The organism is Streptomyces sp. NRRL S-87 (genome assembly GCF_000719335.1).
Classification (GTDB): Bacteria; Actinomycetota; Actinomycetes; order Streptomycetales; family Streptomycetaceae; genus Streptomyces.
In genome coordinates this window covers 95,065-108,533 of record NZ_JOGB01000010.1, presented here as the reverse complement: position 1 = coordinate 108,533, position 13,469 = coordinate 95,065, and the positions used below count along the sequence as shown (strand labels likewise).

The window sequence follows — 13,469 nt, the reverse complement described above, 5'->3', positions numbered from 1 at the left end:
GAGGCAGCCGTGGCGATGGTGGGACTGTTCTGGATCACCGAGCACTCGGTGTACGTGGGTTCCCCGCCGGATCCGGCGGGGCACTGCGTCCGCATCACCTCGGAAGGAGTGCGGGCGCGGGGCCCCGACGGCATCCGGGCGTGGCCGTGGTCGACCCTGGGCTCGGTGGAGGTCGAGGCCGCGCCCGTGGGCAGCCACGCAAAGGACGCCGGGCGCTTCCTGGCGGTGGTGGCGGAAGCGGTGCTCACGCTCGGGTCCGGTTACGGAGGTGGGGAACCGCCCCAGATGCTGCTCGTCCTGGGGACGCAGGACGGGGCGCAAGAGGAGGTACGGGTGGCAGCGGCGACCAGCGGCTACACCTCCCGGGAGATCGCCCTGTCCCAGAACCTGCTCGCCCGCTTCCGGGAGGGCACCGCAGACCCCCGGACCCTCCTGGGCTGGAGCCGGCAGCACGGCGACGACACCCCGAGACCGCCCGAGCGCGAAGCCCTCCTGCACGGGTGGACGCACGGGTGAGCCCTGGGCGTACGGCTCGGCCCCCCGCGGGCCCGCACGGCCGGTCCCGGACGCGGCGGCCCCGCTCCCGATGCGGCCGGTCCGACGGGACGCTCCTCTACGGTCCGCCGCCGAAGAAGCCGGACCGCAGATCCCCGATCACGCTGTCGATCGCATGGCCGCTCACGATGAACGGTCCACTCCACGGCGCGCTGAGCGCGAAGAGCAACGCCAGGCTCAGCCCGACCACACTCGCCACGCCCACGACGAGCAGCGACGTTCGCAGGCTGCTGCGGAAGACGAGTGCGCCGGCATTCACGATCAACGCCAGTCCGCTGGCCACGAGCGTGACGACGTACAGCGTGGGAACTTCACGCGAGGCGGCCGCGATGCGGGCGCGACGACCACTGGTGACGCCGTCCAGGGAAACCAGCAGCTCCGTGCTCGCCGGAGACCCCAGCTCGGGCCGGGCCGCCTCGGCGCGCACGCTCCGCTCCATCCGTGCGATCGCGCGAGCGGTCGCACGGTCGTCGACGGACGCCGCCGGCGCCCCCTCCCATTCCCTGGCCCGCGTGGTCCGCAGGTAGTCCTGCAGCGCCGTATGAATCGGCTCGGACCGGACGCGCGGACTCGTCGCCGCCCACGCCAGACGGGAGGCCGCGGCCGCCTCGTCACTCACCAACCCCTCCGCCGCGCGCAGGTAGCCGGCCTCGCTGGCCAGGGAGAGCGCCGCGAAGATCGCGAAGGCAGCCCCGAGCGTGGGCATCAGGGGCATGGCGATCTGCGGCACACGGTCCTGCTCCCCGGCCGGTACGAGCGCCCGGACGCCGATCCGCGCCACGGCCGCGACCAGTAAGGCAACGGAGAGCCAGCCCACAACCAGCACCACCGCCGGCAGCGAGGTCAACCAGTCCACCACATCACCCACAGTGTTCCCGGAGCGTCACGCAGCCGCGACACGTGCGCCCCCCCAGCCGTCTCGGAGCTCCTCGTCGATCACCCGGAGCGACCCATGGTCACAGACCGAAGACCTCCCGTTCCGGCGACGCCCGGCACACCCCCCGCTTCGTGGGCCGAACGGCCGAACACGTCCGCGGGCCCGGAGGGGTGTCCCGGCGGGGAGTGGATGCGCGGCCGACAGTGCAGAGGCGGACCGTGAGGCCCTCGGCGCGGACACCTCAACCCGTCCGCGCCCCCTGGCGCGGACGCGGGTCGGGGCGGCGGCGCCGCAGCAGGACGGTGAACGGAGTCGCCACCAGGGCCGCGGTACCCACCCCGCCGGCCGTGAAGACGGTCGGGTTGACCCAGCCCGGCACTTGCTCGTCCCCGTTCCTGCCGTCCGGAGTGTCGGAGCAGACGACGGACACGGGGAACACCGACCTCGTCACCAGGTGCCGTTCAGGGGTTTCCCGGTCAGGGGCCAGCCCGTTGCACTGGGCATAGGGGTCGGGGACGCTGAAGCCGGTCATGTGCCCCCAGCCGAAGGCGAGGGCCGCGATCCCGAGTCCGGCCAGCGCCAGTTGGAAGCAGGCGACCGCTCTCATGAGAGGGCGTAGCGAGCGGTGGCGCACCGAGACGCCCACGCGGACGAACACCGCACCAGCCATGGCGACGGTGAGGACGGGGAGCCCGATCACCAGCAAAACGATCATGTAATCTCCGACGCGGGCGCGCGGCCGGCGGTTGCGCGGGGCGGACAAGTACGGCCGGGCGGCACCAAGGTGGAGTCCACGAGTCCACGAGTCCACGAGTTCACGAGTTCACCCCGCGCCGCAGCCTCCTCCACCGGTTCTGTCGGCCGCCCGCCTGGTCGGCCGGAGCGAACCCTGTAGGGGGCACCCCACCCTGCTACCACCCTGCTACCTTCCAAGGATGAGCAGCACGACGCAGCAGACCCGACTCCGTCCGGAGCCCGACGTCCTGGCCGCCGGGAAGGACGACGCCGCCGCGCGCGGCCCGGACTTCGACCAGTACGTGCAGCGCCTGATCACCGAGGGCACCCCCGGCGCCCGCGCGGCCGGCATGGCAGCCGCCCAACGCCTCCTCGACGCCCACGGCGCCTACCTGGAGCACCTCGAAGCCCGGCTCGACGCCCGGCACACCCCCGCTCCGCGTACCGGCCGGGGCGCTGCCGCGTGAGTATGTCCCTGCATGTCGACCTGACCTGGATCCTGGAAGTCGCCGAACGCGCCGGCCACCGGGACCCGGCACCCGAAGACCTCGGCGTGCCCCTGGCCGCGGTCGCCCGCCACCGGGCCGAACTCCTCGAGCACCCCGTCTACGACGCCCCCCACGTCCGCGCCGCCGCCCTCGTCCACACCCTCGGCCGCCTGCGCTGGCTGGAACGCTCCAACCTCGCCGTCGCCTGTGCCACCGCCGCGATGTACCTCACCGCCAGCGGCGTCCCCGTCGCCCCCACCCGCGACCAGCTCACCGCCCTCGCCCAGGAGCTGTACGACCCCCGCACGACGGTCGGCCGGATCGCTGAGCTCCTGCAGTCCTGGACGCACTGAACCGGCAGGAAGGGCAGGTGCAGTCGGCCGCGGTGGCGCGGCGGCAGGGCGCCCGGGACGCGCCCGGGCGGGTTGCTGCCGCGGCCGGCGGGCGTCGGGCGTGGGATGCCACCCCCGTACGTGCCTGCCGGGGGTGTCACTCCGCACCCCGGGCCGGCGCGCCGGCCGGTTCCGGGGTCGGCTCGGTGAGTTCGGGTTCCAGCCCCTCCGTGAGCGGCGTGCGGTGGCGGCCCGCGTCGGCCCGCCACGCCTCGAACGCCCGGGCGGTAAGGGCGGTGACGGTCAGGCCGAGGAGCCAGCCGCCCAGGACGTCGCTGAACCAGTGCACGCCGAGCGCCACCCTGGTGAAGCCGACGCCCAGCACCGATACGGCGGCCGCGCCCCAGCACGCCGGCCGCCACCCCCGCGGGACCAGCGGGAGCAGCACCAGCAGGAGGACGGCGAAGGACGTGGTCGCCGTCATGGCGTGACCCGAGGGGAAGGAGTAGCCGGGGGCCTGGGCGACGGCGTCCTGCAGCGCGGGCCGGGCGCGCTCCACCACGGCCTTGACCAGCATGCCGGTGAGCCCGCCCACCCCCGCGGTCACGGCGGCCCAGGCTGCCAGCCGCCACGCCCTGCGGTGCAGCAGCCACAGCGTCAGGACCGCGACGACCGTCCGCAGGGTGAACGGGTCCCACACCACGTCGGACAGGAAGCGCAGGGTCCCGGTCCACGCCGGGTGGTGGAGGGCGACCGCGTGCAGCCGGTGCGCCGCTCCCGCGTCCACACGCAGCAGCGGTCTCCAGTGGCCCTCGACGAGGAGCAGCAGCAGCACGAAGGGGACCGCGGTCACGGCGGCGGCAACCGCCGCCGCGAGCAGCCGCGCGCCGAAGCGGAGGTCCGCCCGTCCGAGGCGTCGTTCGCGCAGGCGCCGTACGGTGTCGCGAGTCGGCATTCACACTCCCGGATCGTCTTGGACGGGACCCGGGCGCCGGCCGCGTACGGCTTCCAGCTGCGCGGCGAAGGACAGCCCGAGGAAGAGGGCGATCGACGTCAGGTAGGCCCACAGCAGCAGGGACATGAATGCGCTCAGGGGACCGTAGACGGCGTCGAACGAGCCGCTCGCGTCGAGGTAGAGGCTCAGCAGCCACGTCAGGGTCGTCCACAGCACCAGGTACACGGCCGCGCCGAAGGCCAGCCAGGTGTATCCGGGTTGTCGGCGGCGGGGCGAGCGGCGGAAGACGGCGCTGGCGGCGATGAGGGCGAGCAGTAGGCCGCACGGCCAGCGCAGCAGGTTCCACGCCTGCCGGGTGGCCCCGTCCAGGTGGTAGACGGTCACCGCTGCCGAGGCGAGGGCGTCACCGGCGACCACGGCGACGAAGCCGAGACCGAGCGGCAGCCCGGCGCACACCGCCATGATCAGGCCGCGCAGGTACTTGAGGTGGAAGGGACGGTCCCGTTCGTTGCCGTAGATGCGGTTGGCGCCGCGTTCGATCTGGCACATGGCGGTGGTGACGTTGACCAGGGAGAACGCCGCCCCCAGCCAGAGGGCTGCCGCCGCACCGACCCCGGCGGTGTGGCGACTGCGCTCCAGCGCGTCGTCGACGACGCGGGCGCTGGGACCCTCGGCGATCCGGTGGATCGTCAGTTCGGCCATCCGTCCCGCCCCTTCGGTGTGCAGGGTGCCCGACAGTCCCACGAAGGCGATGAGCAGGGGCACCACGGCAAGGACGGTCTGCAGGGCCAGGGCGCGGGAGTGGCTGAAGCCGTCGGCGTAGCGGAAGCGGACGAAGGAGTCGCGCAGCAGGGGCCAGCCGCCGTAGCGGCGCAGGGTGGCCCACGCCTCGTCGGCGGACAGTTCGTCCCCGCTCATGGCCCGGGTCTCGGGGACCTTGGCGGCCGTGCCCATCAGCCCTCCCGCGCGGACGAGGGTGCGGTCACGGGCAGCAGGACGCCCAGCGCGCCCGGCCGGACCTCGACCTCCAGACGCCGGCCGGGGCCCACCGGGTCCCCGTCCAGCTCCCGGGGCCGGGGGGTCTCGAACGTGAACTCGGCCCGCCGGAAGGCGAAGAACTCGACCGGGCCGCCACGGCGGTCCGCCCCGGGCCCGCGGCGTCGGCCGCGCAGCAGCGCCCGGACGGCCCCGAACCAGCCGCGCGGCCCCTTCGGGTGCAGGACCATCAGGTCGAGGCGCCCGTCGTCGGGGCGTGCGTCCGGCAGGAGGCGCAGCCCGCCCTGGACGGTGCCGACGTTCCCGCAGAGCACCATGCGCGCGCGACGGTGCAGCACCGGACCGCCGTCCAGGCGGATGCTCACCCGTACGGGCGGTGTGCGCAGGACGCGCAGGGCGGCCAGGACGTAGACCGGCCAGCCGAGGAGGGACTTGGCGCGGCCGCTCTCGTTGGCGCGCTGGACCATGGCGGCGTCGAGGCCGGCGCCGGCCATGGCGGCGAAGAGTGCGGCGGGGCGACCGTCGCCCTCGACGCGTCCGAGGTCGATGGGGTGCACCGTGCCGTGCAGGGCGGCGTCGAGGGCGTCGGTCGGGGCCGGCGGCAGGCCGAGGTTGCGGGCCAGGAGGTTCCCGGTGCCGCAGGGCACCACCGCGAGCGGCACCCCGGTGCCGGCCAGTGCGTCGGCGGCGGCACGTACCGTGCCGTCGCCCCCGCAGACCACCACCAGCGACGCGCCGGTCCGCACCGCTTCCGCCGCCTGGCCGCCGCCGGGGTCCTCGGCGGTGGTCGCGACGTACGACGGGGCGGGGCAGCCGTGTCGGGCCAGCACGCGACCGAGGGCGTGCAGGACGGGTGCGGCCACGAGGGTGGGGTTGAAGACCACGACCGTGCGGCCGGAGCGCCCCGGAACCGGATGCGGTGCGGGTGCGGGAGGTGTGTCAGGGGCGGGCGGGCCGGCCGCCCGGGCCGTCCCGTGTCCCTCGGCGAGAACGGCGTGCCTGGCGACCACCAGCGACAGGCAGCCGTTGACGAGGCCGCCCACGATGTCGGTGGGGTGGTGCATGCCCCGGTAGATCCGGGCGACGCCCACCAGGAGCGGGATCACCAGCAGCAGGGCCGCCGCCGCCCGGCGCCAGGGCCCGCGGAGCCGGGTCAGGGCCAGTACCGCCAGGCCCCCGTAGAGGGCGGTGGCCGCGCCCGTGTGGCCGGAGGTGTAACTGGAGGTGGGCAGGGAGCCGTCGAGGCGGTCCACATCCGGTCGGTGCCGCTCGACCGCCGCCGTGACGACCAGGAAGACCAGTGACTGGAGCGACACCGCGAGGGCGAGGAACACCGCCTGCCGCCACAGGGGAAGCCGGGGCACGACGACCAGCCCCAGGCAGCACGCGAGGCAGGCGGTGACCACGGTCAGGGTGTCGCCCGCCCCCGACGCGACGGAGGACAGCGCGGTCAGGACGGGCGTGCGCATCCGCGCCACGGCGGTGACGACGTCGTCCTCGGCCGTCATCGGCCACAGGTGGCGGGCGGGGCCGGTGACCAGGAGACCGGCGCCCACCAGCAGAGCCGCCTGACAGGCGGTCAGGACCCCGATCCACCCGACGGTGCGGCCCACCCCGCGCGGCGGCGCGGCGCGGCCGGCCGGGGCGGCCGAGCGGGCCCGTGGAGCCTGCGTCACTCGCCCGTTTCCACCGCCCCACCCGGCTTCCGGACCTCGCGCCCGGTGCGGAACCCGTCCGCCTCGGGGGCCGCGCCCGGCTCGCCCCTCCGGCGGGCCCGCAGGTCTTCCCGGCACAACGGTCGGCATCGGTCCTCCCCGTGTCCGTCGCCTCGCGGCCGCGTTCGGCCGGAGGTCGCCTTCCCGACTCACCCCGTATGCCCACTGGACCGGGATGCAGACGGGCGACGGCTGTCCCGCGTCGAATTCCGCGCATCACGCTGCGGGCAGGTCAGGACGGCGCTGGTGGCGGGCCGGTGCTCCCGGACGACACCTCTCCCCGCGCGCGAGCCGAGGGGAAACCGGGGCCGCGGGCGGCGCCCCGCGGGCCGGAGACGGCAGGCTGCGCAACCGCGGCTCCGGCGCCGGCCCGCGGGGAGTCAACGCCGGCAGGAGGGCCGGACGCGCAGCAGTTCGGTCCGCAGCACGGGTGCGCCGTCGACAGGTGCCGGGTTCTCCGCGGTCGGCTCGATTCCTCCGGCGGCGGTCTTGTCGAGTGTGGCCAGGCCGTCGGGGCCGACCGTGCCGAACACCGTGTAGTTCGGTCGAAGAGCGGAGTCGCCGTAGACGACGAAGAACTGCGAGCCGTTCGTGTCCGGACCGGCGTTGGCCATCGCCAGCAGGCCGCGCCCGTACAGGCGGCGCGCGCCGGTCGGATCGGTCGGTGCGGGCGGCAGATCCACCGGCAGCTCGTCCTTGTACTTGTATCCCGGCCCGCCCTCACCGGTACCGGTCGGGTCGCCGCACTGCAGGACCTTCAGCGTCGGATACGCCGTCAGACGGTGGCACACCGTTCGGTCGTAGAACCCGTGCCGTGCCAGGTGCAGGAAACTCTGGACCGTGCACGGCGCCTTGGCCCGGTCCAGACGCAGCGGGAGCGGGCCCTGGCTGGTCGGAACAGCCATGTCGACCGTGCCGCGGCTGGGGGTGCGCCGCGGGTCGGGCGGCAGGGGAACGGAGCGCGCGGGCGGCTCGTCCGGGGTCTGTGTGTACTGGCAAGGGCCGTGGGTGGTGCGCGGCGGAGCGCCGTCGGAAGCGGTGGCGGCACTTCCCCCGGACACGACTAACGTCACGGCCGCGAATGCGCTGATCAGTACTCGGTTCATCCTGCGCGCCCTCCTGATGATCGACAGTTGTCGGAGCGGTCGCAGTTTAGGGCGTGGTGTGTCCGGCGGGAATGGTGACTGACAGGAGGCCGGCGCGGCCGCCCGACCGTGACCAGCGGTCGTCACAGCGGCCGGGCCGCGGACCGGATGTCCGAGGGCGGCGCGGCTACCACTCGGGGTGCCGGCGAGGCCCTCCAGGGCGAACTGCGTACGCCTTGGAGGGCCGGTCGGCCTGCGTCCTGCTCACACCGGGGGCTGAGCGCCCGGTGTGGGCGCGGGGATGGGAGGCCTGGCCCCCCCCGCTGCAGGAAGAGAAGCGGGTGTCGGCTCAGCCGTCGCTCCCGGCAGCGGCCTGGGCCACCCGGCCGCGGACCGCGTACCAGCCCGCGACCAGCACCGCGGCAATCAGCGGCACGCACAGCACGGTGGTGCGTGCCGCTCCTCCGTCGGCGTACATGAGGACCAGGACGGAGACGAGGAAGGCCAGCGTCACCAGTTCGGTCCACGGGGAGCCCGGCAGGCGGTAGGAGGGGCGGACCAGCTCGCCGCTGCGGGTCTTTCGCCAGAAGAGCAGGTGGCAGACCATGATCATGCCCCAGGTGGCGAGGATGCCGATCGCGGCGAGGTTGAGCACGATTTCGAAGGCGTCGGCGGGAACCACGAAGTTGAGCCCGACGCCGAGAACGCACATGCCGCTGGTGAGGAGGATGCCGCCGTAGGGGACCTGGGTGCGGCTGAGCCGGGCGGTGAAGCGCGGGGCGGAGCCGTTGACGGCCATCGAGCGCAGGATGCGGCCGGTGGAGTAGAGGCCGGAGTTGAGCGAGGACATCGCCGCTGTGAGTACGACCAGGTTCATGACATCGCCGGCCGCCGGGACGCCGATGTGGGAGAGCACGGTCACGAACGGGCTCTGACCGGCGCTGTAGCTGCTCCACGGCATGAGCATCGACAGCAGGACGACCGAGCCGACGTAGAAGAGGCCCACGCGCCACATGATCGAGTTGATCGCCTTCGGCATGATCTCCTCGGGGTTCTCCGTCTCGCCGGCCGTGACGCCGACCAGTTCGACGGAGGCGTAGGCGAAGACGACGCCCTGGATGATCAGCAGCATGGGAAGCAGGCCGTTGGGGAAGATCCCGCCGTTGCCCGTGATCAGGGCGGGGCCGGGGACGGTGCCGTCGACGGGGTGCCGGGTGGCGAGGAGGAAGATCGCGATCCCCATGAAGACGACCAGGGCGCCGACCTTGACGATGGCGAACCAGAACTCCAGTTCGCCGAAGATCCGCACCGAGATGAGGTTCACGGTGAGGACCACGGCCAGGGCTATGAGGGCGATCACCCACTGGGGGACCTCGGAGAACAGGTGCCAGTAGTGGGTGTACGTGGCGACCGCGGTGATGTCGGCGATGCCCGTGGTGGCCCAGTTGAGGAAGTACATCCAGCCCGCGGTGTAGGCGCCCTTCTCCCCGAGGAACTCCCGGGCGTAGGAGACGAAGGCGCCGGAGGACGGCCGGTACAGGACCAGTTCGCCGAGCGCGCGCACCACGAGGAACGCGAAGATCCCGCAGACGGCGTAGGCGACGAACAGTGAGGGGCCGGCGTCGGCGAGGCGGCCGCCCGCGCCGAGGAAGAGCCCCGTACCGATCGCGCCGCCGATGGCGATCATGTTGACGTGCCGGGGCTTCAAGGACTTGCTGTAGCCGGTGTCGCCGGCGTCGACGTGACGGGTCGTGGGGCGCTTCTCGTCTTTGAGGAACTGCTCGCTCACGCCTCGGGTCTGCCTTCCGTAGGGGCGGTCGCGCGCTGGGGGCGCACGATGTCGGTGAGGGTCGTCTCGACCCGTAGCAGGTGGTGGGACATGGCCTCCACCGCGTCGTGCTCGCTGCCGTCGGCCAGCGCTTCGAGGATGGCCCGGTGCTCGCAGTTGGACTGCTCGCGCCGGCCGCCCAGTTCGTTGAGGAAGGTCGACTGACGCGCCAGTGCGTCGCGGATCTCCTCGATGACGCGGCGGAAGACGGGATTGCGGGAGGCCTCGGCCACCGCCAGGTGGAAGACGGTGTCCATGGCCACCCAGGCGGTGGTGTCGTTCTCCTGCTCCATCCGGTCCAGCAGATGGTTCAGATGGTCCAGGTCCTCGGGGGTGCGGCGCAGTGCGGCGTACCCGGCGACCGGGATCTCGACGTGCCGGCGCACTTCCAGCAGGTCGCTGGCGGCGTAGTCGCCGAAGGTGGGGTCCTCGACCGTGTTCGCCAGGACGAACGTGCCCTTGCCGCTCCTGGAGACGGTCAACCCCATGGCCTGCAGGGCCCGCAGTGCCTCCCGTAGGACGGGCCGACTGACCTCGAGGGTGCGGCACAACTCGGCTTCGGAGGGGAGCTTGTCGCCTACGGCGTACTCACCGCGTTCGATGGCGCTGCGCAGGTGGCCGAAGACCGCTTCCATGGCGCTCACGCGTCGCGGAAGGGGGCCACCTGTCTGGCTGTCTGACAGGTTCACGCTGTGATCTTGCTGGGTGCACCCCGGGGTGTCAAGACCAGCCCGCCGGCCCGCTCGACCACCTCCGCTTCTGCCTCCGGCACGCCCCGAGAGGGGAGCGCGGCGCGGCCGCCGGCTGCGCGGAAGCGGTCCAGGAGGCCACGGGCGGCACCGCGGCGGGCAGGTCCCACCGCCGTCCCGGCGGGGTGGCGAAGCAGGGGAGTCCGGCCAAGGGCGGCTGGGGCATGGCGTACCACTTCCTCTCGGGCAGGGGGTACCTCGGTCGCCGGAGCCGGATCGTCCCCGCGGTGGCCGGTTGCGGCGCGGGTGGAGCGGTACTGGCAGGCACAGGTCACCGTGACGGCGGATGAGGACCGCGGCCCACGGGGGCGCTTGCGTTTTCTCGCCGCGAGCAAGAATCCTGCTGGCGTTCATCTTCAATCACAAGAAAACACATCTTCGCGACAGATAAGTGAGCCTTAACGCCCGTGCATGGACTCGACCCCCGCCTGCTCGCCACCCTCGAAGCCGTCGTACGGCACGGCTCCTTCAGCGCCGCCGCACGCGAACTCGGCTACAGCGCGCCCGCCGTCTCGCAGCAGATCGCCGAACTCGAACGCCGCGCCGGCCTCAGGGTCCTGGAGCGCCGCCCCGTACGCGCCACACCCGCCGGCGAGGTCCTCCTCGACGCGGAACAGGGCGTCCGCAGTGCGCTGGCGGCGGCCTCGGCCGAACTCGGCGCCATGCGCGCCGGTACGGCCGGACGGATCCGGCTGGCAGCCTTCGCCTCGGCCGCCACCGGCATCGTTCCCCAGGCCCTGGCCCGACTCCACGCGGCCTACCCGCACGTCCAGGTCAGCCTCAGCCAGCTGGAGCCCGAAGCCGGCTACCACCGGCTCAAGCGGGGGGACATGGACCTGGCCCTGAGCTACGACTACGACTTCATCCCCGTCCCCCCGCCCAGAACGCTGCGCCGCACGCTGGTGGCGCGGGACCCGGTCGTGGCCGTGGTCCCGGCACACCACCCCCTGGCCGACAGGGAGGTCATCGACCTGGCCAGCCTCGCGTCCGAGACGTGGATCGCGGCTCCCGAGGCCGCGCTGCGCCTGGAACTGCTCTCCCAGATGGCCAAGACGCCCGGCTTCCAGGCCCGCCTGCAATACGAGGGGGACGACTTCAACACCGTGCTCGGGTTCGTGGCCGCCGGCCTGTGCGTGGCCGTCATGCCGAGGCTCGCCCTGCCCCGCGCCAACACCCAGGTCGTGGCCCGCCCCCTGGCCGAGCCGCAGCTGACGCGCTTCATCTACGCCGTCCGCATCGACACCCGGCACACCCCGCGCGCCGTCCTGGACCTGGAACAGATGCTCGCCGCGCAAGCGCTGGCCGCGCTCTCGTAGGACACGGGCCGCGCCGCCGGTGGTCGGGCGACGTGAACGGGCCAGGGAGGTCACGTGAAAAGTGGCCAACTTCGCGGCCGCCGCACGCGCGTAGACCTCCCCGTCCTCCTGACTTCCCACCGTGTCCGACTACCGGACACGGTGGCTGAAAGTTAAACTATTGCGGGACGGGCGCACTACGTTTGCCGCGGTTGACGTTCCACGGAGAGGAAACCCCTCATGACCGCAGCCGACAGCGCGCCCAGAACGGCCCACGTCCTCACCGGCTACCGCCCCGAGGACGGGTTCATGGCCGCAGAGCTCGACCCGCCCCCGGCCGAGTACGTATGGCACGACGAGCACGCCGAGCAGCAGGACCGGCGCTACGGCCCGGGAACCAGCTACCACCAGTGGCTGGCCGTGGACGCACGTGACGGCGCCGTCTGGTTCGGCGACACCGACTGGCGGGCCCCGAAGGAATCCCTCGGCAACCGCCTCCCCGGCCTCCCCCGCAAAGCACTCGGCGACGGGACCGTCCCCGATCCCGGAATCATGGTGCAGCTGCTCGGCCACCTCACCCACGACGAACAGCACGGCTGCGCCTGGCACTTCTTCAGCGCTGACGAACTCCACGCGCTCGCGCAGCGCCTCCTGCCCGCCGTGCAGCGGCTGGTGGACTCGATCCACCGGATCGGGCCCGCGGGCGAGCTGGAATGGTCGGCCGAGGCCGCCACCGCGTGGGACGACATCGAGCAGGCCGCAACCCCCGCCTTCGACCCCTCGGGGAAGCTCCTCTGGCCCAGGCCCCGCACGACGCCCGTCCCGGGATGGCGCGTCGAGGTCGGCGCCTTCCTCGACGCCAACCCCGAGCTCTGCGAGCCGTCCTGGGGCCTCGCCACGGACGCGGAACTCGACGCCTATGCCGACTACAGTCCCCATGACGGCTACGGCGGCGTACCGGGACGGGTGTGCCGCGCCGCAGACCAGCAGATAGAGGAAGGATTCGCCTTCTACGGCCACCGTGCCGCCCTGTACGCCTACCGCGCACGGGCCTGCGGCGACCGAACCCCCACCGACGCCCGCGCCTGGCTGGAGACGACGGAGGCCGGACGCGCCACCTGGGAGGCGGCCAAGCCCCTCGGGGCCACCCTCGCCGACGTCCCCGACCGCGTGCTGGCGTCCCTGGCCGAAGGGTTCCAGAACGCCGCGCACGAACACGGCCTGGCCCTGACGGGCCTGACCGCCCATCTACGGCGCCTGCGCGACGAGGAACGCTCCGCCGTCGACCGGCAACTCGTGTGCGAGGCCGCGGAGGTCGAACGCCTGGAAAGCATGCTCAAGGACTTCCGCGCCGCCCGCAACCGCACCGTGACGCGCATCCTGGCCTGGTCCGACGGACGCGGGGACGCGGAGATCGCACGCCTCGCCTCCATGCCCGACGCGTACGTCCGCGACTGGAGGGCCCGCCTGACCGACGAGGACACCACCACGCCCGGACCGTGAGCCCGCCCGGTCCGCCGGCAATTGGCCCGGGGGAACGCGTCAGCGACGCGCCCGCCCGGCACCCCCGCTCCCTCGGGTCGAGCCGCACACGGGGTCGCCCGACCGGCTCCGCAGGTAGGCCCGAGTCGCTCAACACCCTTGCGCGGAATGTCGATCAGCCGTCTTGGAGGCGCTGCTCTCCCTGAGAGGCGGGAACCCTCAAGCCGGACGGCGGCGGCACTTCTCACGGCTCGTAGCAGGGTGAATTCGACCGGTAGTGTTTAGGTGAATCCTTGACTGAATTCCCGTCAGTAAGCTTGGGTTATTTGTCTTGATCTTGTAACAGCATCACCGAAAAGGTATGGACCTTGGCATGA

General features: G+C 72.9%; 13 protein-coding genes. 5 read left to right on the top strand and 8 right to left on the bottom strand.

What is annotated here, in order from left to right; all coding sequences use genetic code 11:
* Positions 1–9: 9 nt before the first annotated feature.
* Complete coding sequence (locus tag IF43_RS0108995; RefSeq protein ID WP_030196492.1) at positions 10–516, top strand: hypothetical protein; 507 nt, start codon at positions 10–12, stop codon at positions 514–516.
* Between the two features lie 97 nt (positions 517–613).
* Here IF43_RS0108995 and IF43_RS0108990 read toward each other — a convergent pair whose 3' ends face one another.
* Both IF43_RS0108990 and IF43_RS37895 read right to left on the bottom strand, forming a co-directional pair.
* Complete coding sequence (locus IF43_RS0108990) at positions 614–1,411, bottom strand: hypothetical protein (RefSeq protein ID WP_199922695.1); 798 nt, start codon at positions 1,409–1,411, stop codon at positions 614–616.
* Positions 1,412–1,673: 262 nt separating this feature from the next.
* Complete coding sequence (locus tag IF43_RS37895; RefSeq protein ID WP_051794969.1) at positions 1,674–2,147, bottom strand: hypothetical protein; 474 nt, start codon at positions 2,145–2,147, stop codon at positions 1,674–1,676.
* A 220-nt stretch (positions 2,148–2,367) separates the two neighbouring features.
* Here IF43_RS37895 and IF43_RS0108980 point away from each other — a divergent pair, with 220 nt between their 5' ends.
* Entirely contained in the window at positions 2,368–2,634 is a 267-nt protein-coding gene (locus IF43_RS0108980) for a hypothetical protein (protein WP_078910010.1), read from the top strand.
* 2 nt (positions 2,635–2,636) lie between these two features.
* Positions 2,637–3,008, top strand: coding sequence for a hypothetical protein (locus IF43_RS0108975; protein ID WP_030196480.1), 372 nt, complete (start codon positions 2,637–2,639; stop codon positions 3,006–3,008).
* A 136-nt stretch (positions 3,009–3,144) separates the two neighbouring features.
* On the opposite strand, the gene IF43_RS0108970 is transcribed toward IF43_RS0108975, so the two are convergent.
* From IF43_RS0108970 to IF43_RS0108945, 6 genes are all read right to left on the bottom strand, one after another.
* Positions 3,145–3,942 (bottom strand): phosphatase PAP2 family protein, encoded by a 798-nt coding sequence (locus tag IF43_RS0108970; protein ID WP_030196477.1) that lies wholly within the window; start codon positions 3,940–3,942, stop codon positions 3,145–3,147.
* On the bottom strand, positions 3,943–4,896 hold the full coding sequence (locus tag IF43_RS0108965; protein ID WP_030196475.1) for a YihY/virulence factor BrkB family protein: 954 nt from the start codon (positions 4,894–4,896) through the stop codon (positions 3,943–3,945).
* Positions 4,896–6,551 (bottom strand): diacylglycerol kinase family protein, encoded by a 1,656-nt coding sequence (locus IF43_RS0108960; RefSeq protein ID WP_037887844.1) that lies wholly within the window; start codon positions 6,549–6,551, stop codon positions 4,896–4,898. The genes IF43_RS0108965 and IF43_RS0108960 overlap by 1 nt, the downstream gene beginning before the upstream one ends.
* Before the next feature lie 482 nt (positions 6,552–7,033).
* Positions 7,034–7,759, bottom strand: a complete 726-nt coding sequence (locus tag IF43_RS0108955) for a peptidylprolyl isomerase (RefSeq protein ID WP_030196470.1) — start codon at positions 7,757–7,759, stop codon at positions 7,034–7,036.
* Between the two features lie 328 nt (positions 7,760–8,087).
* Positions 8,088–9,527, bottom strand: coding sequence for an amino acid permease (locus IF43_RS0108950; protein WP_030196467.1), 1,440 nt, complete (start codon positions 9,525–9,527; stop codon positions 8,088–8,090).
* On the bottom strand, positions 9,524–10,201 hold the full coding sequence (locus tag IF43_RS0108945; protein WP_030196464.1) for a FadR/GntR family transcriptional regulator: 678 nt from the start codon (positions 10,199–10,201) through the stop codon (positions 9,524–9,526). The genes IF43_RS0108950 and IF43_RS0108945 overlap by 4 nt, the downstream gene beginning before the upstream one ends.
* 521 nt (positions 10,202–10,722) lie before the next feature.
* Here IF43_RS0108945 and IF43_RS0108940 point away from each other — a divergent pair.
* Both IF43_RS0108940 and IF43_RS0108935 read left to right on the top strand, forming a co-directional pair.
* Complete coding sequence (locus IF43_RS0108940; protein WP_051794968.1) at positions 10,723–11,631, top strand: LysR family transcriptional regulator; 909 nt, start codon at positions 10,723–10,725, stop codon at positions 11,629–11,631.
* A 219-nt stretch (positions 11,632–11,850) separates the two neighbouring features.
* Entirely contained in the window at positions 11,851–13,113 is a 1,263-nt protein-coding gene (locus IF43_RS0108935; protein ID WP_030196460.1) for a hypothetical protein, read from the top strand.
* Positions 13,114–13,469 lie beyond the last annotated feature (356 nt).